Here is a 21,344-nt window from a genome sequence, read left to right on the forward strand (position 1 = left end):
CTCGGACGGCCGCTCATTACCCATGGGTTACCCAGGTGGGACGGGAACAACTCTGTCACGTCCGCCCCTGGCCAGAACCCTCGCGAGACACTCCACGACCTCCGGCTGGTAGTCGTGCCCGGTGCCCAGCCGCAGCTGCTCCAGGGCCGCGAGGGGGCCACCCGGGTGACGGGGCCCGCCGAGCAGGTCCTCGTACGCGTTGACCGCCCGCACGATGCGCGCCAGGGCGGGCTGCTCCCGGTACGGGTCCGCCTGCCGCTCCACGATGACGGCCACCTCGGCGGGCACCCCGCTCTGGCGGGCCACCTCCCCGCCGAGCTCCGCGATCCGGCGGGCCTCGGCGGCCGGCAGCCCGGCGGTGGCCCCGGACCGGACCGGGTCGACGAGGGAGAGCTGGCCGATGTCGTGCAGGAGGGCGGCGTACTCCAGCACCGTGAGCTCCCGCGCCGTGAGGCCCAGCTCCCGGCCGACGGCGCAGCTCAGCGCGGCGACCCGGCGGGAGTGCCCCGGGCGGGTGTACCCGGCGATCTCGGTGGCCCGGGCCAGGGAGGTGAGGGTCTGGCGGTAGGTGGTGCGGATCGCGGTGATCCGGTGGAAGGACAGCTGGGTCAGCAGCAGGGGCAGGCAGAAGACGGGCAGCGCCCACAGGCCGGCGGCGGCCACGCCGAGGGCCATGACGACCCCGGTGGCGCAGATCGCGGAGCCGATGCCGAGCTGGGCGCGCAGCTCGTCGCGGAGCAGGGGCCCGTACGGCCAGCCCGTGCGGGCACGGGCCAGGGCGGCGGCGAGCACGGCGTCGCACAGGGCGGTGAGGCCGAGCAGGAGGAGCAGGAAGGGGACGAGGTACGGGCCCTGCCCGATCCCGTCCTCCAGCCGGCCGGAGTTGTAGAGCGGCTGGAAGCAGACGGCGGCGAAGGCGACGGTGAGGACCCGCCGGGCCAGCTGGTCGGCGGCGGGAGCGCGGCCGCGGGCGATGTGCGGGACGATCCCGGCGAGGGCCGCGACGGCGACGACCGTGACGATCTGGAGCACCCCGTGGTGGGTGGGCTCGGCGGCGTCCGGGCCGAGCAGGGCGTACGCGAGGGCCCCGGCGAAGGCCAGCGGCGCGGGACGGCGGTCCTCGGCGGCGTCCGGTGCGGCGGCGGGGGCCCCCGTGCTCCAGGGGGCACGGGCATCACGGGGGCCGCGCGCGTCCCCGGCGTCCCGGGGGTCGGGGCGGGCGAGCTCGCCGCAGGCGATCAGGGCGCCGAAGGCCAGGGCGGTGCCGGGTTCCACGAGGCCGTTCCACAGGGTGTGCCCGAGCCCGGCCAGGGTGAGCAGCACGGCGGCCCCGCGCACCCCCCAGACGACCGCTCCCCGGGCGACCGCGCCCCTCACGGCCGTCCCCCGCCGTCCGGTTCCGGCCCCTTCGGCGGGTGCACGGTCCGTACGCGCGTCCGGGCGCCCTGGGCCGGGAGCCCGGACAGGGCGGGCCCGCCGGGGTCCGGGGCCGCGGCGGCGGGCGCCTCCGCCCGGCCGGGGGCGGAGCCGGCCGGGATCACCTGGAGGTCGTCCTCGGCCGCCGTGACCACCGGGTGCCAGCCGTCCCGGCCGATCGCCTCGGCCAGCGCGCGCACCATCACCGGGTCGAAGTGGGCCCCCGCGCACCGCTCCAGCTCGGCGAGGGCCACCGGGACCGGCCGGGCCCGGCTGTACGAGCGGGTCGAGGTCATCGCGTCGAAGGCGTCGGCCACCGCCACCACCCGGGCCGGCACCGGGATCTGCTCGCCGGTCAGCCCGTACGGGTATCCGGAGCCGTCGACCCGCTCGTGGTGGTGCAGGATCGCGGACCGCGCCTCGCCCAGGAAGCCGATGCCGCGGACCATCTCGTGCCCGTACTCGGGATGCAGCTCGATGATCCGCCGCTCCTGCGGGGTCAGCGGGCCGTCCTTGCGCAGGAGCCGGGTCGGGACGCCGATCTTGCCGACGTCGTGCAGGATCCCGGCGATGCGGACGACTTCGAGCCGGTCCCCGTCCATGCCCAGCTCGCGGGCGATCATCGCGGAGGCCTGGCCGACGCGCTCGCCGTGGCCGCGCGTATAGCGGTCCTTGAGCTCGACGGCCTGGACGAGGGCCCGGATCGTGGCCTGGTGGGCGGCCCGTTCCCGGTGGTACTGGGCGAAGACCCAGCAGGAGATGTACATGGGCAGCAGGACGAGCAGCGCGGCCGGCAGCCCGTACGGGCTGCGCCACAGGACGGCCATCATCAGCCCGGCGAGGCCGTGCACGCAGTGCGGCACCAGCGAGCGGCCGAGCGGTCCGCGCCATGCCGAGCGCAGCGGCCTTCGTTCGGCGGCGGCCAGGACGCCCGCGTCGAGGGAGGCCAGGACGAGGCAGAAGGCGGCGGCCGCGGCCACCGCGGGCAGCAGCGCGTACGGGAAGTGCGGGAGCTCCGCGAAGGGGGCGGGCGGTGAGCCGGCCGAACTGCCGCCGCCCAGCAGCCCGAACGTCCGCCCCGCCGCCCAGGCCGCGAGGGCCTGCTGGGCCGCGTGCCACACGCGCCGGACCCGGGCGGGCCTGCGGACCACCGCCTGCGCGAACCCTCCGGGCAGCGCGACGAGCGCGGCGGCGGCCGGCGGCAGCAGGAAGACGGCGGCGAGCAGCACGGGGAAGAACGACCCGATGCCCTCGGGGACCCGCTTGCCCGGCAGCGGGCAGATCCCGACCAGTTCACAGCCGAGGTAGAGGACCGCGAGCAGCACGACGGCGGACCAGGGGGTGCCGGAGTCGGCGAAGGCCGGGGCGGTGCAGGCGGATGCCGCGAGGACGGCGCAGAAGACGACGGCCCACACGGGATCGGGGCGCGCCGCCGGCGGAAGTCCCCGCATGACGCTCTCCTCCCCTGTGCCGTGCACACCGTTTGGGGAGAATAAGTGGGGCCCCCTCGCACAGGGGGCCACATTTTCGTATTGCGCCGTACGGGCACCCCCGGATTAGCACCATCGAGTGAACGATTCGGCTTCCAGGGGCGGTTGTTCGATCAGCCGGCGGCGGGGTCCGCGGTCACGTCGTGCTCGGGGACGGCCTGCCCGGAACGGATCAGCTCGATCCGTCCCATGACCTTCGAGCGCAGGTCGGTCGGCACGTCGTCCGAACCGCAGCAGCGCTTCACCAGCTTCTTGACGGCCTGCTCGAGGCCGTACTTCTCCAGGCAGGGATTGCATTCGCCGAAGTGCGTCTCGAACTTCGTGCAATCGCTGTCCGGCATCTCGTGGTCCAGGAACTCGTACAGGTGGTCCAGGACCTCAGAGCAATCCGTCTCGTGCGGCTCTCCGCAGCTCATGAGCCCGAGCCTTTCAGGTCGTTCGACTCTCCCGCGCCGGCGGGGACCAGCCCGCGCTCACGGGCATAGTCCTCCAGCATTCCGCGGAGTTGACGGCGGCCACGGTGCAGTCGCGACATGACCGTACCGATGGGTGTACCCATGATGTCCGCGATCTCCTTGTACGCAAAGCCCTCTACGTCGGCAAGATAGACCGCGATGCGGAACTCCTCCGGAATCGCCTGCAGCGCTTCCTTCACGTCCGAATCGGGCAGGTGGTCGAGTGCCTGTGATTCCGCGGAACGAAGGCCCGTCGACATGTGCGACTCGGCGCGCGCCAGCTGCCAGTCCTCGATCTCCTCGGCCGCACTGCGCTGCGGTTCACGCTGCTTCTTGCGGTAGGAGTTGATGAACGTGTTGGTCAGAATGCGGTAGAGCCACGCCTTGAGGTTGGTGCCCTCGCGGAACTGGTGGAAGGACGCGTATGCCTTCGCATACGTCTCCTGGACCAGGTCCTCGGCGTCGGCCGGATTGCGCGTCATGCGCAGCGCGGCCGAGTACATCTGGTCGAGGTAGCCGAGGGCGTCCCTCTCGAAGCGCGCATTGCGCTCCGGGGTCGTCTCCTCCGCGTGGCCTTCGTCGGTCCCAGCGACAGGACCCACCTCCTCCGACTGCGTGACGGCTCCGAAAGCGGACCCGCTCGAATCGGAGAATAGTCGACCATCCCGGCCCTCCGCCGCCTGAAGCGGGCGGCGCTTGGGCGCGGGCAGGACCGTCCAGTCCAGGCCTGCCGCCTGCGGACGGTGCTGGCTGATGACCTGGGTCATGCGGTCCCTCTCCTCCGACTGATCCCGTGCGTTCTGACATCCCGCACAACAGAAGGGTCGGGCCGCGCATTCCCCGCCGGGGCCCGTACCTCCGGCCTCTGTCAGGTGGGCGTCCACAGTGTGGTACGGATCACTCCCGGGTCCGTCTCACTCCCCGGACCGCGTCCGTCACAGGGGAAGCCCGGCGAGCCATGCGGCGACGGCCCCGGTGATCACCGCGAGGGCCTCGTCCTGGGTCAGGTCCGCCTTCTTCGGCACGGCGAAACCGTGATCGCCGGAGGGGACCTCCACCAGTTCGTACGGTGCCTGCGCGGTCGGCGGCGGGAACTCCCCGGGCCGCCCGAAGGGGTCCCGGCCGCCCTGGACCACCAGGGCGGGCCGCCCGGCCCCGGTGAGCTCCCCGGCCCGGGACTTCTCGGGCCGGCCCGGCGGGTGCAGCGGGAACGCCAGGGCCAGCACCCCGGCCGCCCCCAGCTCCGCGGCGGTCCGGCAGGCCACCCGGGCCCCGGCGCTGCGGCCGCCCGCCACCACCGGCAGCCCGGGTGCGGCCAGCGCCGGCCACAGGCCCCGCCAGCCCTCGTCCAGCACCTTGGGCGCGGCGGCCACCTTCTTCCCGGCCACCCGCCACGGCTGCTCGACCAGTGCCACGGTCACCCCGTGGGCGGGCAGGGCGGCGGCCAGGGCCACGAGGTCGCGGGCCTCGATCCCGCCGCCGGCGCCGTGGCTCACGGCCAGCACGAGGCGTGCGGCCGTACCGGCGGGGACGGGGTGCCAGGTGATGCGGGCCTCGCCCGCCGGGGTGTCGACGCTCTCGGTGCGCGTACGCGTGGTCATGGCGCCCATCCTGCCCGGGACGCGAGCCCGGACGGGCCCTAGAAGAGCGTGGCCTCCTCCGGCGCGGCCAGCTCCTGCAGCAGCTCCGGCCCGTTGTTGCGCACGTTGCTGACGGCGGTGGAGACCGGGTACGCGCGCATCAGCCCGCCCGGCGGCGGTGCGAGCAGGGCCTGGAGCTCGTCGGTGTCGGTCCGGGCCGGGTCCAGCCAGGCATCCCAGCGGTCGGGGGGCAGCATCAGCGGCATCCGGGGGTGGATCTCGGCCAGCGAGGCGGGCCCCTCCGCGGGTGCCACGCCCAGCGGCCCGGTCTCGGCCTCGGCCGTGATCACGGAGCAGGTGGCCCACCAGGCCTGCGGGTGGTCGCCGGGCAGCGTGGGGTCGCGCCAGAACTCGTATATGCCGGCCATGGCGAAGACGGATCCGTCGGCGGGGAGCACGAAGTAGGGCTGCTTGCGGGCCCGCTTCTTCTTGCCCTCGACCTCCAGCTGCCGCTCGTCGGCGGCGGTGACCCACTCGTAGTAGCCGTCGGCGGGGACGATGCAGCGGCGCTGCGCGAAGGGGCGGCGGAAGGAGGGCTTCTCCGCCACGGTCTCGGACCGGGCGTTGATCATCCGGGCGGCGCCCTCGGGGTTCTTGGCCCAGGAGGGGACGAGCCCCCAGCGCACCGTGCGCAGCTGACGAACCGGACGCGGGTCCGGAGCGTCTTTCACCGGACGGTCGAGGACGACGTGGACCTCCTTCGTCGGCGCCACGTTCCAGTCGGGGGCCAGGGTCTCCTCGGGCTCCCACTTCTCGATGCCGAAGGCCTCCACCAGGTCCTCCGGCCGACGACTCGCTGCATACCGTCCGCACATGGCTGCCAGACTGCCATCCCATCCGTCCACCACCGCAAGGAGTCCGCCACTCCATGAACAGCACCACGGACAGCTCCGCGACCGCCGGCCTGTGGGACCGGCTCACGGGCATACAGACCCCGCCGGCCCTGTGGCTGGTGATCGTGACGGGCGTCGTCGCCCTGGTCGCCGTGGGGCCGCGCCCGCTGTGGCGGCTGTCGCGCAACGCCGTGACCATCGCCCACGAGGGCGGCCACGGGCTGCTCGCGCTGCTGACCGGCCGGCGGCTCGACGGGATCCGGCTGCACTCCGACACCAGCGGGGTCACCGTCAGCCGCGGCAAGCCGACCGGGCTCGGGATGATCCTGACCGCCGCGGCCGGGTACACGGCGCCCTCGCTGCTCGGGCTCGGCGGGGCCGCCCTGCTGTCGGCCCACCGGATCACGCTGCTGCTGTGGGCGGCCACCGCGCTGCTGCTGGCGATGCTGGTGATGATCCGCAACGCGTACGGCGCCCTGACGGTGGTGCTGTCGGGCGCCGCGTTCGTGCTGGTCTCGTGGCTGGCCCCGGCCGAGGTCCAGGCGGTCTTCGCGTACCTGGTGGTGTGGTTCCTGCTGCTGGGCGGGGTGCGGCCGGTCTTCGAGCTGGGGGCCAAGCGCCGGCACGGCGGGGCGCCGGATTCCGACGCCGACCAGCTGGGGCGGCTCACGCACGTCCACCCGGTGGCCTGGCTGCTCCTCTTCCACGCCGTCGCGCTGTGCTCGCTGATCGGCGGCGGGCGCTGGCTCCTCGGCCTCTGAGCCGTCCGGGCCCGACGTCCGTGTCCGGCGTCCGTGTCCGGCGTCCGTGTCCGAACTCCGCGTCCGAACTCCGCGTCCAACCTCCGAGACCAGCGTGCGATCAAGATCTGGGCCCGGGACGAGCCACTAAAGTGGGGGCCATGACCGAGACCCCCGCGCTCCCCGCCCTCTGGCCCGCTCCGCTCGCCGACGGCACCGTCCACGCCACCGTCACCGTGCCCGGGTCGAAGTCGGTCACCAACCGCGCCCTCGTCCTCGCCGCCCTCGCCGCCGAGCCGGGCTGGGTGCGCCGCCCGCTGCGCTCGCGCGACTCCCAGCTGATGTCGGACGCCCTGCGCGCGCTCGGCGTCGGCATCGAGGAGACCGCCTCCTCCAGCTCCGGCGACGGCTCCGGCGGCGAGGCCTGGCGGGTCATCCCGGCCGCCCTGCACGGCCCGGCCACGGTCGACGTCGGCAACGCGGGCACGGTCATGCGCTTCCTGCCGCCCGTCGCCACCCTGGCCTCCGGCGACATCCGCTTCGACGGCGACCCGCGCTCCTACGAGCGCCCCCTCGGCCAGGTCATCAGCGCCCTGCGCACCCTCGGTGCCCGCATCGACGACGACGGCCGGGGCGCGCTGCCGCTGACCGTCCAGGGCGGCGGGGCGCTGGAGGGCGGCGTCGTCGAGATCGACGCCTCCAACTCCTCGCAGTTCGTCTCGGCGCTGCTGCTGTCGGGTCCGCGCTTCAACCAGGGCGTCGAGGTCCGGCACACCGGCACCACCCTGCCGTCGATGCCGCACATCCGGATGACGGTGGAGATGCTGCGCGCGGCGGGCGCCCAGGTCGACACCCCCGAGGCGGGCGGCGAGCCGAACGTGTGGCGGGTCGCGCCGAGCGCGCTGCTGGGCCGTGACGTGGTCGTGGAGCCGGACCTGTCGAACGCGCAGCCCTTCCTGGCGGCCGCCCTGATCACGGGCGGTACGGTCACCATCCCCGACTGGCCGCGCCGCACCACGCAGCCCGGCGACGAGCTGCGCCGGATCTTCACGGAGATGGGCGGCTCCTGCGAGCTGACCGACGCGGGCCTGGTCTTCACGGGCAGCGGCAAGATCCACGGCATCGACGTGGACCTGGGCGAGGTCGGCGAGCTCACCCCGGGCATCGCGGCCGTCGCGGCGCTGGCCGACTCCCCCTCCACCCTGCGCGGGGTGGCGCACCTGCGGCTGCACGAGACGGACCGGCTGGCGGCGCTGACCGCGGAGATCAACGGGCTGGGCGGCGAGGTCACCGAGACCGCCGACGGCCTGCACATCCGCCCGCGTCCGCTGCACGGCGGGGTGTTCCACACGTACGACGACCACCGGATGGCCACCGCGGGCGCGGTGATCGGCCTGGCGGTGGAGGGCGTGCGGATCGAGAACGTGGCGACGACCGCGAAGACCCTGCCGGACTTCCCGAAGATGTGGGCCGACATGCTCGGCCAGCCGGCGCGAGTAGCGGGAGCGTAGGGCCCCGTCATGCGCAGGTACGGCAAGCACACCGACGAGGACGACATCCGCCAGCGGCCCAACCCCAAGGGCAACCGGCCCCGGACCACCATCCGGCCCAAGCACGAGGACGCGGCCGAGGGCTTCGTCCTGACCGTCGACCGCGGCCGGCTGACCTGCCTGGTCGACGGCCGCACCATCCACGCGATGAAGGCCCGCGAGCTGGGCCGCAAGGCGGCGGTGGTCGGTGACCGCGTCTGGATCGTCGGCGATCTGACCGGCAAGAAGGACACCCTCGCGCGGATCGTGCGGATCGAGGAGCGCAAGTCCGTCCTGCGGCGCACCGCGGACGACGACGACCCGTACGAGCGGGTGGTCGTCGCCAACGCCGACCAGCTGGCGATCGTCACGGCGCTGGCCGACCCGGAGCCCCGGCCCCGGATGATCGACCGCTGTCTGGTGGCCGCGTACGACGCCGGCCTGGAGCCGCTGCTGGTGCTCACGAAGTCGGACCTGACCTCCGCGGACAAGATCCTGGAGATCTACTCCACCTTCGGCCTCAACTACGTGGTGACCAACCGCGAGGAGCTGGCGACGGGCGACGCGGCCGACCGGGTGCGCGAGCGCCTGAACGGCCGGATCACCGCCTTCGTCGGCCACTCGGGCGTCGGCAAGACCACGCTGGTGAACTCGCTGGTCGCCGAGGGCCGCCAGCGCGCCACCGGGCACGTCAACGCGGTGACCGGCCGCGGCCGGCACACCACCACCTCGGCGCTCGCGCTGCCGCTGCCCGGCGGCGACGGCTGGGTCATCGACACCCCGGGCGTGCGCTCCTTCGGCCTGCACCACGTGGACCCGTCCCGGGTGATCCTGGCCTTCCCCGACCTCGTCCCCGGTACGGAGGGCTGCCCGCGGGCCTGCAGCCACGACGAGCAGGACTGCGCGCTGGACAAGTGGGTGGAGGACGGCCACGCCGATCCGGCGCGCCTGTACTCGCTGCGGCGGCTGCTGCAGACCCGCGAGCGCCGCGAAGGAGACTGATCGCCCGGCGGGGTTTGCCACCCACCGGGTCTGGTAAATGCATAATCGCACCACGTGACACGACGTCACCTGACGCGGGAGGCATTCGCCATGGCCTGGCTGCTGGTGGTCGTCGCCGGAATCCTGGAGACCGGTTTCGCGGTCTGCCTCAAGCTGTCGCACGGGTTCACCCGGCTGTGGCCGACCATCGCGTTCGCCTGCTTCGCCCTGGGCAGTTTCGGCCTGCTGACGCTCGCGCTGAAGAAGCTGGACGTGGGCCCCGCCTACGCGGTGTGGACGGGCATCGGGGCCGCCGGAACGGCCATCTACGGCATGGTCTTCCTCGGCGACCTCGTCTCGACCCTCAAACTCGTCTCGATCTCGCTGGTCATCCTGGGCGTCATCGGCCTGCAGCTGTCCGGTTCGGCTCACTGAGCAGGCGCAGTAACCGCATCAGCTCCCCGAGCCCCGGCTCCTCCCCCGGCGCTATCACGTACGAGAGGGCCAGGCGCACGGCGAGCTCGCAGTGCTGCGCCCCCTCCTGCGGACCGAGCGTGGCCGAGGCACGGTCCCGGACGGCCCGGGCCAGCTCCCCGGGTCCGGGGGCCGGAACTCCCGGCCGCACGCCCTGCCCGGGCGGCACCGGCAGGTTCCCGTCCCAGCACCCCGTCAGCAGCGCCCGTACGAGGGGACGCGCGCGGGCCGCCCGTACGGTCCACTCGGCGACCGAGGCGAGCCGCTCGGCCGCGGCGGCCGGGGAGCGCAGGACCCGGTCCACCCCTTCCAGGTACCAGTCGGCCTCGCGGCGCACGAGGGCTCTGCCCAGCCCGGCCTTGCCGCCGAACTCGTTGTAGAGGGTCTGCCGGGACACCCCGGCGGTCGCGGCCACGTCGACCATCCGCACGGACGGCCAGGGGCGCGCCAAGAGCGCGGCTCCCGCCGCTTCCAGCAAGGACTCCCGGGCTGCCGGCATGCGCGCCTCCCCGCTCGACTTCCCCCGCTCCGATTCCCCGCTCGGCTCCCCCGCCAGAGTTGACGGACCGACAGATCCTGTCAAGGGCGCCGGAGGGTCGCACGGTGGACGCCGTTCGCCGCCCGCAGGCGGTCCCGATACTGTTCGGGCATGCCCGAGTATGACGATGACCTCCGCCTCGCCCTTGAGCTCGCCGACGCGGCGGACGCCGCCACGATGCAGCGGTTCCGCGCCCTCGATCTGAAGGTCGAGACGAAGCCGGACATGACCCCGGTGAGCGAGGCGGACAAGGCCGCGGAGGAGATCGTCCGCGCCGGGATCGAAGCCGCGCGGCCGGCCGACGCGATCCTGGGCGAGGAGTACGGGCTCCAGGGCAGCGGCCCGCGCCGCTGGGTCGTGGACCCGATCGACGGCACGAAGAACTACGTGCGCGGCGTCCCCGTCTGGGCGACGCTGATCTCGCTGATGGAGGAGGGCTCCGACGGGGTCTTCCGGCCCGTGGTCGGCGTGGTCTCGGCGCCGGCGCTGGGCCGCCGCTGGTGGGCGGCGCAGGGCCGGGGCGCGTACGCCGGCGGTGCGCTGGGCGGTGCGCCCGTACCGCTCGGCGTCTCGAAGGTGGGCTCCCTCGGCGACGCCTCGTTCGCCTACTCCTCGCTGGGCGGCTGGGAGGAGCAGGGCCGGCTCGCCGGGTTCCTGGAGCTGACCCGGCAGTGCTGGCGCACCCGCGGCTACGGCGACTTCTGGCCGTACATGATGGTCGCGGAGGGCTCGCTGGACCTGTGCGCCGAACCGGAGCTGAACCTGTGGGACATGGCGGCCATCGCGGTCGTGGTCCAGGAGGCGGGCGGCCGGTTCACCGACCTGGACGGCGTGGAGGGCGTACACGGCGGGAACGCGGCCGCCTCGAACGGGCTGTTGCACGAGGAGATGCTGGGGTGGCTGCGCCCGCGCGCCTGAGCCGCGCGAGCCGTACGGTTCCTGCATCCGGACAACCGGGTGCGCCCTCTTGATGACCCTCCGTACCCATGGGAATCTGAGACTCCTCCGCTTGTGCGCTTGTGAAGACCTTCTCTAAGTGCGCGGAGGACTCTCCCCAGGAGGTGGCTCCTTTCATGCTCGTCCGCGACGCCATGAGCACCGTGATCCTCACCCTCGGACCCGCCCACACCCTCAGGCAGGCGGCCTGCCTGATGTCCGGCCGACGGGTCGGCGCAGCAGTCGTCCTCGATCCCGACCACAGCGGCATCGGCATCCTGACCGAGCGCGACATCCTCAACTCCATCGGCGCGGGACACGATCCCGACCGGGAGAACGTGGGCGCGCACACCACCAACAACGTGGTGTTCTGCACCCCGCAGGCCACCGTCCAGGAGGCCGCCGAGGCGATGGTCCGCGGCGGCTTCCGCCATCTGATCGTGCTGGAGCACGGCGGCCCCGTCGGCATCGTGTCCGTACGCGACGTGATCCGCTGCTGGGTACCGGCCCGGCGCAGCACCGTACCGGCGTAGAGCCGGAGGGCCGGACCCCGTCGGGGTCCGGCCCTTCAACTCTCGGCGAGCGGGTCCCGTCAGCCGCGAAGGGCCTGGACCGCGGCCTCGAGCCGCTTGCCGAAGTCGGCGTCCGCCTGGCGGAAGTTGCCGATCGCGCGCTCGGCGATGTCGTCACGGGAGACCTTGGCGATGAAGCCGGACAGGTTCTCGATCAGACGGGCCTGCTCGTCCTCGGACATCAGGCGGTAGAGGTTGCCCGCCTGGACGAAGTCGTCGTCCTCGGAGTGGACCGGGGCGGCGTGGTTGCCCGTGCCGCCGGTGACCGGGACGGACTGCCACAGCGGGCGGTCGGTCTGGGCCGGGCCGCCGAAGCTGTTCGGCTCGTAGTTCTTCGCGCCCTTGTGGCGGCCGTCGTACAGGAAGCCGTCACGCGAGTTGGTGCGCGCCTCGGTGGCGTGCGGACGGTTCACCGGCAGGTGGTCGGCGTTGATGCCGACGCGGTAGCGGTGGGCGTCGCCGTACGCGAAGAGGCGGCCCTGGAGCATCTTGTCGGGGGAGGGGCCGATGCCGGGGACGAAGTGCGCCGGGGAGAAGATCGACTGCTCGACCTCGGCGAAGACGTTCTCCGGGTTGCGGTTGAGCTCCAGCTTGCCGATCTCGATCGGCGGGTAGTCCTCGTGCGGCCACACCTTGGTGAGGTCGAACGGGTTGAAGCGGTACTCCGCCGCGTCGGCCGCCGGCATGATCTGGACCTGCACGGTCCAGGTCGGGAACTCGCCGCGCTCGATGGACTCGCGCAGGTCGCGCTGGTGCGAGTCGGAGTCCTCGCCGGCGAGGGCGTTGGCCTCGGCCTGGGTGAGGTTCTTGATGCCCTGGTCGGTCTTGAAGTGGTACTTGACCCAGAAGACCTCGCCGGCCTCGTTGTTCCACTGGAACGTGTGCGAGCCGTAGCCGTTCATGTGGCGGTAGGACGCCGGTATGCCGCGGTCGCCGAACAGCCAGGTCACCTGGTGCGTGGACTCGGGCGACAGACCCCAGAAGTCCCAGACGTTGTCCGCCTCCTGCGAGCCGCTGTACGGGTCGCGCTTCTGGGTGTGGATGAAGTCCGGGAACTTGATGGCGTCCTTGATGAAGAACACCGGGGTGTTGTTGCCGACGAGGTCGTAGTTGCCCTCTTCGGTGTAGAACTTCAGCGCCCAGCCACGGGGGTCGCGCACCGCGTCGGCCGCGCCGAGGTTGCCCGCGACGGTGGAGAAGCGCAGGAAGGTCTCGGTCTCCTTGCCGACCTCGGACAGGAACTTCGCCCGGGTCCACTGCGAGACGTCACGGGTGAGCGTGAAGGTGCCGTACGCGCCGGCGCCGCGGGCGTGCACCACGCGCTCCGGGATGCGCTCGCGGTTGAAGTGGGCCAGCTTCTCGAGGAGCAGCTGGTCCTGGACCAGGACGGGGCCACCGACGCCGGCCGTCTCGCTGTTCTGGTTGTCGGCGACCGGAGCCCCGGCCTCCGTGGTGAGCGGTCCCTGCGTCACGTGCGCCTCCTGCGTCGTTCCTGCCGTGTGCCTGTCCTCGGCCCTGTCGATTCGATCCTACAATGGACTTTGTCTAGGTCAAGTAAGGTTCCAAGTCCGCACAGGTTCGGGAGTTACACCGAATCCCTCGCTGTTAGGCTGGTGTCCATGAGTGACCTGCTGGAACGACTTCGCGGACGCGGATGGCGCATGACCGCACAGCGGCGTGTCGTGGCCGAGGTGCTCGACGGTGACCACGTTCACCTGACGGCCGACGAGGTGCACGCGCGCGCGGTGGACAAGCTGCCCGAGATCTCGCGCGCCACCGTCTACAACACGCTGGGCGAGCTGGTGTCCCTCGGCGAGGTCCTGGAGGTCTCCACGGACCGTCGGGCCAAGCGCTACGACCCGAACGCCCACAAGCCCCACCAGCACCTGGTGTGCGCGCAGTGCGGCGCGATCCGGGACGTGCACCCGGCGGGCAATCCGATGGCCGACCTGCCGGACGCGGAGCGCTTCGGGTTCGTGGTGTCGGCGGTCGAGGTGACGTACCGCGGGCTGTGCCCGGCCTGCGCGGGGGCCTGACGGCGGACGTGTGACGACCGGCGCGTGCCGACCGGCGCGTCACGACGGACGAAGGAGGGCCCGGGAGCGATGCTCCCGGGCCCTTCGTCCATGCCGTTCACTACTCGAAACGACTGAAGGCCCGGATCCAGAGGATCCGGGCCTTCGGCCTTCAGTAGCGGGGACAGGATTTGAACCTGCGACCTCTGGGTTATGAGCCCAGCGAGCTACCGAGCTGCTCCACCCCGCGTCGGTAAACACGACTTTACGTGACGCCACCCCACAGATGCAAATCGCTTAACGTTCCGCGGCTCGGCGGAGCCGCGGAACCGGGGCATCAGGCGGAAAGCTCCTCCGCCAGGGCCTCGCGGAGCCGGGCCGCCCGCTCGGAGACCTCCGCCGGGCCCAGCTCCATGGCCCGCACGCACCACTTCTGCGCCTCGGCCAGGTCCCCGTGGCGCGCGGCGAGCAGCCCCAGCCGCAGCGCCGCCCGGCCGTGGCCCGCCACCGCGGCCCGGGTCCACCACAGCGCGGCCTCCGGCTCGTTCCCTTCGCGCGCCAGCAGCAGCCCGAGGTTGAACGCCCCGTTGCGGGAGCCGGCCTCGGCCGCCTCCCGGTACCACCGGGCGGCGACGGCGAGGTCGCCCCGCGCGGCCGCCAGCATCCCGACCCGCACCTGCGCGCGCCGGTGCCCCAGCTCCGCGGCCCGCTCGTACCACTCCTCGCTCTCGGACTTCGGGGCGCCGCCGGCCGGCTCGCCCAACGCCACCGGCTCCGGCGGCGGGGCCAGCGATTCGAGCAGCGAGGCCAGCCGGAACGCCGCCTCCGCGCTGCCGCCGCCCGCGGCGCAGCGCAGGTGCCGCTCGGCCGCCCGGTCCTCGCCGTCGCGGACCAGCGCGATGCCGACCTGGAGCGCGGCGTCGGTGTGGCCCGCCGACGCGGCCCGCTCGTACCACTTCAGCGCCGTCCGGTCCTCGTCCCGGCTCGCGAACAGGATCCCGAGGTTGAACGCGGCGTCCACGCTGCCCGCCTCGGCCGCCTTCGAGAACCACGGCTCGGCGCCGGCCGCGTCGCCGACCTGCAGCAGCATGATCGCGAGGGCGTTGGCGGCCTCCCGGTGGCCGGCGTAGGCCGCGCGCCGGTACCACTGCTCGGCCTGCGCGGTCCGCTCCTGTGCGGCGCACAGCAAAGCAAGGTTGTACGCCCCGTTCTGGTCGCCCGCGTCCATGGCGGTGCGGTACCACTTCTCCGCGGTCTGGGTCTCGCCGCGCGCGGCGTGCAGGGCGCCCAGCGCGTTGGCGGCGTTGCCGTCCCCGTCCTGCGCGGCCCGGTTCCACCACGCGACGGCGCTCTCCTCGTCGCCGGCGTCGCGCAGCAGGAAGCCGAGGGCGCACGCGGCCCGCGCCTCGCCCTGCTTCGCGGAGGTCAGGTACCAGCGCCCGGCCTCCTTGAGCTCCCCGCGCGCCTCCAGGAGGGCGCCCAGGTGCAGGGCGGCCCTGCGGTGGCCGCGCGCGGCGGCCTGCCGGTACCACTGCTCGGCCTCGGCCGGATCGCCCTTGCGCAGGTGTCGGGCCAGGCGGTAGGCGGCCTCGCGGTGCCCCTGCTCCGCGGCCTGGCGCAGCCAGCGCTCGACGCCCTTGTCACCCCGGTGCTCCAGCAGGTCGGCGAGCCCGTACGCGCCCAGGGCATGGCCGGATTCCGCCGCCTGGCGCAGCCAGTACTCGGCGGCGGGCTCGTCCCCGCGCTCGCGGAAGTGGCGGCCCAGGGCGTGTGCGGCCGGGGCGGATCCGGCCACGGCGGCGACGCGCCACCAGCCGGCGGCCTCCTCGGGGTAGCCGCGCTGGAGCAGCAGCACGCCGAGGTTGTTCGCGGCGGCGCGGTCCCCCTCCGCGGTGGCGCCGCGCAGGTACGGCTCGGCGCCGGCCAGGTCGCCGCGGCGCAGCAGCAGCGCCCCGAGCACGCTCATCGCGCCCGGGTCCCCCCGGTCGGCCGCGACCCGGTGCCGTGCTTCCAGCTCGGTGTCGCTCGCCGGGTCCGTCTCGGCGAACATTTCTTCCGCGAAATCCGCATCGGTCAGTGCGGTCTGCGCGTTAACGACCGGAGCCTCCTCGTTGGCCTCTGCGCCCGATTCGACTTCCGCCCTCACAAACCGCCCTGTCTCCAGCAGAGTTGACCTGTCCCCCATAAATCCCATCGTCGCATCACCTGCTACCCGCGTACACCTGGTATGTCGCAGCCTGTGAGGTCACTACAGCGTTTTGTCGACATGCCCACAGAGAGATAAGTCAAACACGCTCCCACCCCAACTCACCCGTCTCAGCTATCTCATGACCCCCGCGTGTCCCCCTGGACATGACGAACGACCTGATGATCCAGGACATGACGAAGGCCCGGATCCCATGGATCCGGGCCTTCATCTTCAGTAGCGGGGACAGGATTTGAACCTGCGACCTCTGGGTTATGAGCCCAGCGAGCTACCGAGCTGCTCCACCCCGCGTCGGTGAAACCACAGTATCACGACGCGGGACTGAGCCATTACCGAAGCGGCACCCTTTCCGTCTAGGTACCGGGCTTCGGGGCCGTCAGCTTCGCCTCCGCGTCGATCGCCCGCTGCAGCGCCGCCTTGATGTCGTCCTGCGCCTTGCCGAAGGCCGCCCAGTCACCGGCCTGGCGGGCCTTCTCGGCTGCCTCGATCGCCTTCTTCGCGTCGTCGAGCGCCGTCTTGACCGTCGGGTCCGTGGCGGTCGGGGGCGTGGTGGTGCCCTCGCCCGGCGGGGTCACCGGAGTCGTCGGCACCGTCGGCGCCTCCGCCCCGAAGACCACGTTCAGCGCCTTCTCCAGGCTGTCCTCGAACGCCGTCTGGTTCCCGTACGTCACCAGCACCTTGCGCAGCAGCGGGTACTTCAGCCCCGAACTGCGCACGTACACCGGCTCCACGTACAGCATTCCGCCGTCGAGCGGCACCGCGAGCAGGTTGCCGTACTCCACCTCGGAGTCGCCGCCGCGCAGCAGCCGGATCGACTCGGCGATCTTCGGCTCCGACTGGAACTTGCTCTGGACCTGCTTGGGGCCGTCGACCGGCTTGCTGGTCGGCAGCTTCAGGATTCTGATCTTGCCGTAGTCCGGGGTGCCCGGATCGGCGTTGACCGCCATGAAGGCGCTCAGGTTGTCCCGCTCGTTCGGCGTGAACGTCGTCGTGAGCGAGAAGACCTGGTCCTTCTCCTTCTGTCCCGGCATCTTCATCGACAGGTAGTACGGCGGTACCGCCGTGCCGGCCTTGGTCGTCGGGTCGTCCGGGACGGCCCAGGCCTCACTGCCGCTGAGGAAGGTCTGCGGGTCGGTCACGTGGTACCGGGTGAGCAGCTCGCGCTGGACCTTGAAGAGGTCCTGCGGGTAGCGCAGGTGGTCCATGAGCGGCTTGGAGATGTCGCTCTTGGGCTTGACCGTTCCCGGGAACGCCTTCATCCAGGTCTTGAGGACGGGGTCCGCGGTGTCCCACTGGTACAGGTCGACCGTGCCGTCGTACGCGTCGACGGTGGCCTTGACCGAGTTGCGGATGTAGTTGACCTGGTTCTCCTGCGCCACCACGGCACGCTGGCTGTTGGTGAGGGAGTCCGCGGTGCTCTGGCCCAGCGTGGTGCGCGAGGCGTACGGGTAGCCGTTGGTCGTCGTGTACGCGTCGACGATCCACTTGATCCGGCCGTCGACGACCGCCGGGTACGGGGCGCCGTCGATGGTCAGCCAGGGGGCGACGGCCTCGACGCGCTCCTTGGGCGTGCGGTGGTAGAGGATCCGCGATCCGTCGCCGATGGCGCCGGAGTACAGGATCTGCGGCTCGCTGAACGCGAGCGCGTACGCCGCCCGGTTGACCGGGTTGTCGAGGTTGACGCCGGAGTCGCCCTTGTAGCTCGTCTCCTTCTCGCCCTTGTCGTCCGAGTAGTCGAGCTCCTTCTGCGGCCCGCCGACGATCGAGTACTGCTTCGTCTGCTCGCCGTAGTAGATGCGCTGCTCGAAGTCCGTGCCGAACATGCCCTTGGAGGGCAGGTCGGACTGCGTGAAGTCGGGGGCGCCGTCCTTGACGGTGGTGCCCTTGGCCGCGACCACGCCGTAGCCGTGCGTGTACTTGAAGTGGTCGTTGATCCAGTTGTTCTTCGGGATGCCGCCGATGTTCAGCTCGCGCAGCCCGATGACCGTGTCCTGGCCGCTGTACCGGTCCACGGCGAGCGTGGACGGGAAGGCGTAGTAGCCCTTGACCTGCTGGAGCTGCTGGAAGGCCGGGGAGACGATGTTCGGGTCGAGGAGCCGGACGCTGGCGGTGGTGTTGGCCGCCTCGCGCAGCTTGGTCTTGTCCTCGGTCTGCGGGACGCCCGGGTAGTCCTTGACGTCCGCCTGGTCGATCCCGTAGGCGTCGCGCGTGGCCTTGATGTTCTTCTCGACGTACGGCGATTCCTTGGCCTGCTCGTTCGGCTGGACCTGGAACTTCTGCACGATCGCCGGGTACAGCCCGCCGATCAGGATCGCCGAGAGCACCATCAGGCCGAAGCCGATGACCGGCAGCTGCCAGGTGCGGCGCCACAGCGTCGCGAAGAAGAGCGCGGCGCAGATGGCGGCGATGGCGACGAGGATCGTCTTCGCCGGCAGGTACGCGTTCGCGTCGACGTAGCGCAGGCCGGTCCAGTTGTCCGCGGCCTTGAAGTCGCTGGACTTCACGGCGAGGCCGTAGCGGTCGAGCCAGTACGCGATCGCCTTCAGCGTCACGAAGAAGCCGAGCAGCACCGACAGGTGCCCGGTCGCGGCGGCGGTGGCCCGGGCGCCCGGGCTCGTCACGCGCAGTCCGCCGTAGAGGTAGTGGACGACGACCGCGGCGATCACCGACAGCACGGCGGCGGCGAAGCCGAAGCCGAGCAGGAAGCGGTACCAGGGCAGGTCGAAGGTGTAGAACGACACGTCCAGGTGGAACTGGGGGTCCTTCTGCCCGAAGGGCACCCCGTTCACGTACATCAGCCAGGTCTTCCACTGGCCCGCCGCCGAGGCGCCCGCGATCATGCCGACGAGCGCCGCGATCCCGAGGAGCAGCCACCTCTTGTACGGGGCGACGCTCATCCGGTAGCGGTCGAGGCTCTGCTGCTCCATCGACATCGCGGACAGCGGCGGCCTCAGCCGGTACGCCAGCCAGATGTTGAACCCGACGGCACCGGCCATCAGCAGGCCGAAAACGGCGAAGAGGCCGATCTTGGTCCACAGGGTGGTGGTGAAGACGGTCGAGTACTTCACGGACCGGAACCAGAGCCAGTCCGTCCAGAAGCCCGCGAACATGATGAACGCCATGGCCAGGACGGCCAGCACGCCCAAGGTCATCAGAAGAGTCCGGGCGCGCCGGGAGGGGCGGCCGACTCTCATCCGTGGCCCGGAGGGGCCTCCGCCGCGGTCCGGCATCTGGAAAGCCAAGGTGCGCACCTCGAAAGTCGCTGAGTCTCGTTGCGGGACATTTCAAAAGCTGGGCCCCCGATGGTAGGGCCCACTCATGCAACTTACTGAGGCTTTAGTCAGTTCCCGTTATCGGGTGGAAAGGAGGCAGGATGTTGTCCATGTCCAACCTTTCGCCTTCCCAGGGCGGCACGCCGATGGCCGCCACCCCCCTGACGCGTGCCGTCCTCGAGATCGACGAGTACGCCTCCTCCCTCGGCTGGGACAAGCCCGCCCGGCTGTTCGCGCTCGTCGACACCGCCAAGCTGCGCAAGTCGGAGCCGCGCCTCGCGGGCCAGCTCGGCCTCGACCAGGACGACGCGGGCAAGAGCCAGCTCACCCCGATCGAGCAGGACGAGGTGCCGAAGGGAATGCCGCTGGACAAGTTCCTGGGAACCATCGCCTGGCCCCCGTCGATCGTGGGCTGCGCGCTGACGGTGGAGCGGCTGATGCTGCCGCCGTCCGCGGAGGCCTCCGTACCGGAGGGGCTCGGCGACAAGCAGCTGGCCAAGTGGGTCGCCGCGCACCCGGACCGGCAGGAGGTGCGCCTCACCGTGGGCGTGCTGCGCGACGGGTCGCGGGAGTCGGCGGTACGGCTGCGCGAGAAGGACTCGTCGACCGAGGTGCTGACCGGCGCGAGCCTGGTCCCGGGCCTGGCCGAGGCGCTGGCCGCCACGTTCCTGGACTGATCCCGGGCTCCGGACGGGGCGGCGGACCGGTCAGGGCTTGTCGCACCGCGGCAGCCCGGCCGTGTCCCCCTTGCCGATCTTCTCCAGCGCCTTCGCGGCGTCGTCGATGGTGGCGACCTTGACCAGGGTCAGGCCGTCGGGGACGTGCTCGGAGGCGGAACCGCAGTTCTCGGCGGGCGTCAGGAAGTACTGGGCGCCGGCCTGGCGGGCGCCGATCGTCTTCATCTGGATGCCGCCGATGGGTCCCACCTTGCCCGCGTCGTCGATGGTGCCGGTGCCCGCGACGAACTTGCCGCCGGTCAGGTCGCCGGGGGTGAGCTTGTCGACGATGCCGAGGGCGAACATCAGGCCCGCGCTCGGGCCGCCGACGTCGGCCAGCTTGATGTCGATGTTGAACGGGAAGGTGTGGTCGGTGCCCGCCCGGATGCCGACGATGGCGTGCCCGTCGCCCTCCGCCTTGGCGGTGGTGATCACGACCTTGGACGAGCCGGTGGGCTCGCGGTGCGCCTTCTCGGCCTCGGCGGCCTCGGCGGCCGGCACGATGGTGAACTCCACCTGCTCGCCGGCCTTGCGCTTGGTGACGAGCTTGGCCACGTCCTCGGGGGCGACCACCGGGCTGCCGTCGACCGCCCGGATCACGTCGCCTGCGTGCAGCTTGCCCTCGGCGGGGCTGCCCTTGACGACGGTGGAGACCACGACGCGGGTGGTGACGCCCGGCGTGCCCAGCTGCTTGAGGGCGGCCACCTTGGCGCTCTCCTGCGACTGGCTGAACTCCTCCGCGTTCTCCTGGGTGGACTGCTCCTCCGTCTTGCCGCCCGGGTAGAGGTTCTCGTGCGGGACGACGATGTTGTCGTCGGACAGCCAGCCGTAGACGGCTTCCAGCAGGTTCATGTCGTAGTCGGCGCCGGTGACGCGGACCGTCGTCATGTTGAGGTGCCCGCTGGTCGGGTACGTCTTGTGGTCCGCGATGCTGATGACGGGCTCGCCGCGCGAGTCCCCGAGCGTGTTCACCGTCGGGCCCGGGCTCATTTCCGAGTACGGGACCTTGATGAACACCCCTGCGCAGAGCAGCGCGAACAGCATGAGGGTGGAGGCGAGCATCGTCGCAGTGCGGCGTGGCATGGATCGACAGTACGTGACGGCCCAGACGGGCGGCCGCCGGGGCCGGTCCGTACGGGGGGCGCCCGCGGAAACTCTCAGGGGATTCTCAGAGGGCCTGGGGGCCTCGCCCGGGACGCGTCACACCGCGTCGGAACCGGAATGGGCCGCTTCCTTCACCCTGGCCTGATCGGCCTTGTCCATGGCTTCACGGAACCTCGCGTATCCCGCGAGTTCGGATATGTCGCCCTGCGTGCGGTCGCGAGCCGCCCAGCTGCCCCATATCGCCGCTCCGACGGCGGCGAACAGCGGAATCAGCAACCACGCCAATGACGCCATGGACGTGCCTCCCTGCCCCGAAAGTACGTGTCGTTGGTGGCTTCAACGCTCGTGCCCGGAAAGGGGTTACGCAAATCGAGGGCGTGTTGCGCGGCCGAACGGGTGGGACAGTACCCGTTCGGCCCGCGCACCC

The 21,344-nt window shown here is 71.9% G+C and carries 20 protein-coding genes and 2 tRNA genes; 8 read left to right on the top strand and 14 right to left on the bottom strand.

Features of this window, described 5'->3' with window-relative positions:
* Positions 1 to 27: 27 nt before the first annotated feature.
* The 6 genes from ACFY1T_RS00940 to ACFY1T_RS00965 form a co-directional block, all read right to left on the bottom strand.
* Positions 28 to 1,377: an HD-GYP domain-containing protein gene (locus ACFY1T_RS00940; protein WP_390786447.1), complete on the bottom strand. Its 1,350-nt coding sequence runs from the start codon at positions 1,375 to 1,377 to the stop codon at positions 28 to 30.
* Positions 1,374 to 2,867, bottom strand: a complete 1,494-nt coding sequence (locus ACFY1T_RS00945) for an HD-GYP domain-containing protein (RefSeq protein ID WP_390786448.1) — start codon at positions 2,865 to 2,867, stop codon at positions 1,374 to 1,376. Before ACFY1T_RS00945 ends, ACFY1T_RS00940 begins: the two co-directional genes overlap by 4 nt.
* Positions 2,868 to 3,019: 152 nt before the next feature.
* On the bottom strand, positions 3,020 to 3,322 hold the full coding sequence (gene rsrA / locus ACFY1T_RS00950) for a mycothiol system anti-sigma-R factor (RefSeq protein WP_030859381.1): 303 nt from the start codon (positions 3,320 to 3,322) through the stop codon (positions 3,020 to 3,022).
* Positions 3,319 to 3,963: a sigma-70 family RNA polymerase sigma factor gene (locus ACFY1T_RS00955; protein WP_008741505.1), complete on the bottom strand. Its 645-nt coding sequence runs from the start codon at positions 3,961 to 3,963 to the stop codon at positions 3,319 to 3,321. The genes rsrA and ACFY1T_RS00955 overlap by 4 nt, the downstream gene beginning before the upstream one ends.
* Before the next feature lie 333 nt (positions 3,964 to 4,296).
* Entirely contained in the window at positions 4,297 to 4,962 is a 666-nt protein-coding gene (locus tag ACFY1T_RS00960) for an alpha/beta family hydrolase (protein WP_390786449.1), read from the bottom strand.
* Positions 4,963 to 5,000: 38 nt separating this feature from the next.
* Positions 5,001 to 5,816, bottom strand: coding sequence for an SOS response-associated peptidase (locus ACFY1T_RS00965; RefSeq protein ID WP_390786450.1), 816 nt, complete (start codon positions 5,814 to 5,816; stop codon positions 5,001 to 5,003).
* Positions 5,817 to 5,869: 53 nt separating this feature from the next.
* Between ACFY1T_RS00965 and ACFY1T_RS00970 the strand changes: the two genes are divergently transcribed.
* The 4 genes from ACFY1T_RS00970 (at position 5,870) to ACFY1T_RS00985 (ending at position 9,519) form a co-directional block, all read left to right on the top strand.
* Complete coding sequence (locus tag ACFY1T_RS00970) at positions 5,870 to 6,595, top strand: M50 family metallopeptidase (RefSeq protein ID WP_030859388.1); 726 nt, start codon at positions 5,870 to 5,872, stop codon at positions 6,593 to 6,595.
* 140 nt (positions 6,596 to 6,735) lie between these two features.
* Complete coding sequence (gene aroA / locus ACFY1T_RS00975) at positions 6,736 to 8,085, top strand: 3-phosphoshikimate 1-carboxyvinyltransferase (protein WP_390786451.1); 1,350 nt, start codon at positions 6,736 to 6,738, stop codon at positions 8,083 to 8,085.
* A gap of 9 nt (positions 8,086 to 8,094) precedes the next feature.
* Complete coding sequence (gene rsgA / locus ACFY1T_RS00980; protein WP_132756627.1) at positions 8,095 to 9,105, top strand: ribosome small subunit-dependent GTPase A; 1,011 nt, start codon at positions 8,095 to 8,097, stop codon at positions 9,103 to 9,105.
* Positions 9,106 to 9,195: 90 nt separating this feature from the next.
* On the top strand, positions 9,196 to 9,519 hold the full coding sequence (locus ACFY1T_RS00985; protein WP_030225858.1) for a multidrug efflux SMR transporter: 324 nt from the start codon (positions 9,196 to 9,198) through the stop codon (positions 9,517 to 9,519).
* Here ACFY1T_RS00985 and ACFY1T_RS00990 read toward each other — a convergent pair.
* A complete protein-coding gene (locus ACFY1T_RS00990) occupies positions 9,485 to 10,057 on the bottom strand; it encodes a TetR/AcrR family transcriptional regulator (RefSeq protein ID WP_390786452.1) in 573 nt (190 codons plus the stop codon). The genes ACFY1T_RS00985 and ACFY1T_RS00990 overlap by 35 nt on opposite strands.
* A gap of 150 nt (positions 10,058 to 10,207) precedes the next feature.
* Here ACFY1T_RS00990 and hisN point away from each other — a divergent pair, with 150 nt between their 5' ends.
* Together hisN and ACFY1T_RS01000 are read left to right on the top strand one after the other, a co-directional pair.
* Positions 10,208 to 11,014 (top strand): histidinol-phosphatase, encoded by an 807-nt coding sequence (hisN, locus tag ACFY1T_RS00995; protein WP_030859396.1) that lies wholly within the window; start codon positions 10,208 to 10,210, stop codon positions 11,012 to 11,014.
* A gap of 155 nt (positions 11,015 to 11,169) precedes the next feature.
* Positions 11,170 to 11,565 (top strand): cyclic nucleotide-binding/CBS domain-containing protein, encoded by a 396-nt coding sequence (locus ACFY1T_RS01000; RefSeq protein WP_030859397.1) that lies wholly within the window; start codon positions 11,170 to 11,172, stop codon positions 11,563 to 11,565.
* A 59-nt stretch (positions 11,566 to 11,624) separates the two neighbouring features.
* On the opposite strand, the gene ACFY1T_RS01005 is transcribed toward ACFY1T_RS01000, so the two are convergent.
* The gene (locus ACFY1T_RS01005) at positions 11,625 to 13,076 is read right to left on the bottom strand and encodes a catalase (protein ID WP_390786453.1); all 1,452 of its coding nucleotides are present in this window, start codon (positions 13,074 to 13,076) and stop codon (positions 11,625 to 11,627) included.
* 147 nt (positions 13,077 to 13,223) lie between these two features.
* Here ACFY1T_RS01005 and ACFY1T_RS01010 point away from each other — a divergent pair, with 147 nt between their 5' ends.
* Positions 13,224 to 13,640 (top strand): Fur family transcriptional regulator, encoded by a 417-nt coding sequence (locus ACFY1T_RS01010; protein WP_030859402.1) that lies wholly within the window; start codon positions 13,224 to 13,226, stop codon positions 13,638 to 13,640.
* Positions 13,641 to 13,795: 155 nt separating this feature from the next.
* On the opposite strand, the gene ACFY1T_RS01015 is transcribed toward ACFY1T_RS01010, so the two are convergent.
* The 4 genes from ACFY1T_RS01015 to ACFY1T_RS01030 form a co-directional block, all read right to left on the bottom strand.
* Positions 13,796 to 13,869, bottom strand: a tRNA-Met gene (locus ACFY1T_RS01015).
* A gap of 87 nt (positions 13,870 to 13,956) precedes the next feature.
* Entirely contained in the window at positions 13,957 to 15,804 is a 1,848-nt protein-coding gene (locus ACFY1T_RS01020; protein ID WP_390786454.1) for a tetratricopeptide repeat protein, read from the bottom strand.
* 238 nt (positions 15,805 to 16,042) lie between these two features.
* Positions 16,043 to 16,116, bottom strand: a tRNA-Met gene (locus tag ACFY1T_RS01025).
* 62 nt (positions 16,117 to 16,178) lie between these two features.
* Complete coding sequence (locus ACFY1T_RS01030) at positions 16,179 to 19,055, bottom strand: UPF0182 family protein (protein ID WP_390786932.1); 2,877 nt, start codon at positions 19,053 to 19,055, stop codon at positions 16,179 to 16,181.
* Positions 19,056 to 19,207: 152 nt separating this feature from the next.
* Here ACFY1T_RS01030 and ACFY1T_RS01035 point away from each other — a divergent pair, with 152 nt between their 5' ends.
* Positions 19,208 to 19,774, top strand: coding sequence for a PPA1309 family protein (locus ACFY1T_RS01035; protein WP_390786455.1), 567 nt, complete (start codon positions 19,208 to 19,210; stop codon positions 19,772 to 19,774).
* 30 nt (positions 19,775 to 19,804) lie between these two features.
* On the opposite strand, the gene ACFY1T_RS01040 is transcribed toward ACFY1T_RS01035, so the two are convergent.
* Both ACFY1T_RS01040 and ACFY1T_RS01045 read right to left on the bottom strand, forming a co-directional pair.
* Positions 19,805 to 20,896: a PDZ domain-containing protein gene (locus ACFY1T_RS01040; RefSeq protein WP_390786456.1), complete on the bottom strand. Its 1,092-nt coding sequence runs from the start codon at positions 20,894 to 20,896 to the stop codon at positions 19,805 to 19,807.
* Between the two features lie 117 nt (positions 20,897 to 21,013).
* Positions 21,014 to 21,211, bottom strand: a complete 198-nt coding sequence (locus ACFY1T_RS01045) for a hypothetical protein (protein WP_390786457.1) — start codon at positions 21,209 to 21,211, stop codon at positions 21,014 to 21,016.
* Positions 21,212 to 21,344: the final 133 nt, after the last annotated feature.

This window comes from Streptomyces sp. NPDC001194 (assembly GCF_042896985.1).
Classification (GTDB): Bacteria; Actinomycetota; Actinomycetes; order Streptomycetales; family Streptomycetaceae; genus Streptomyces.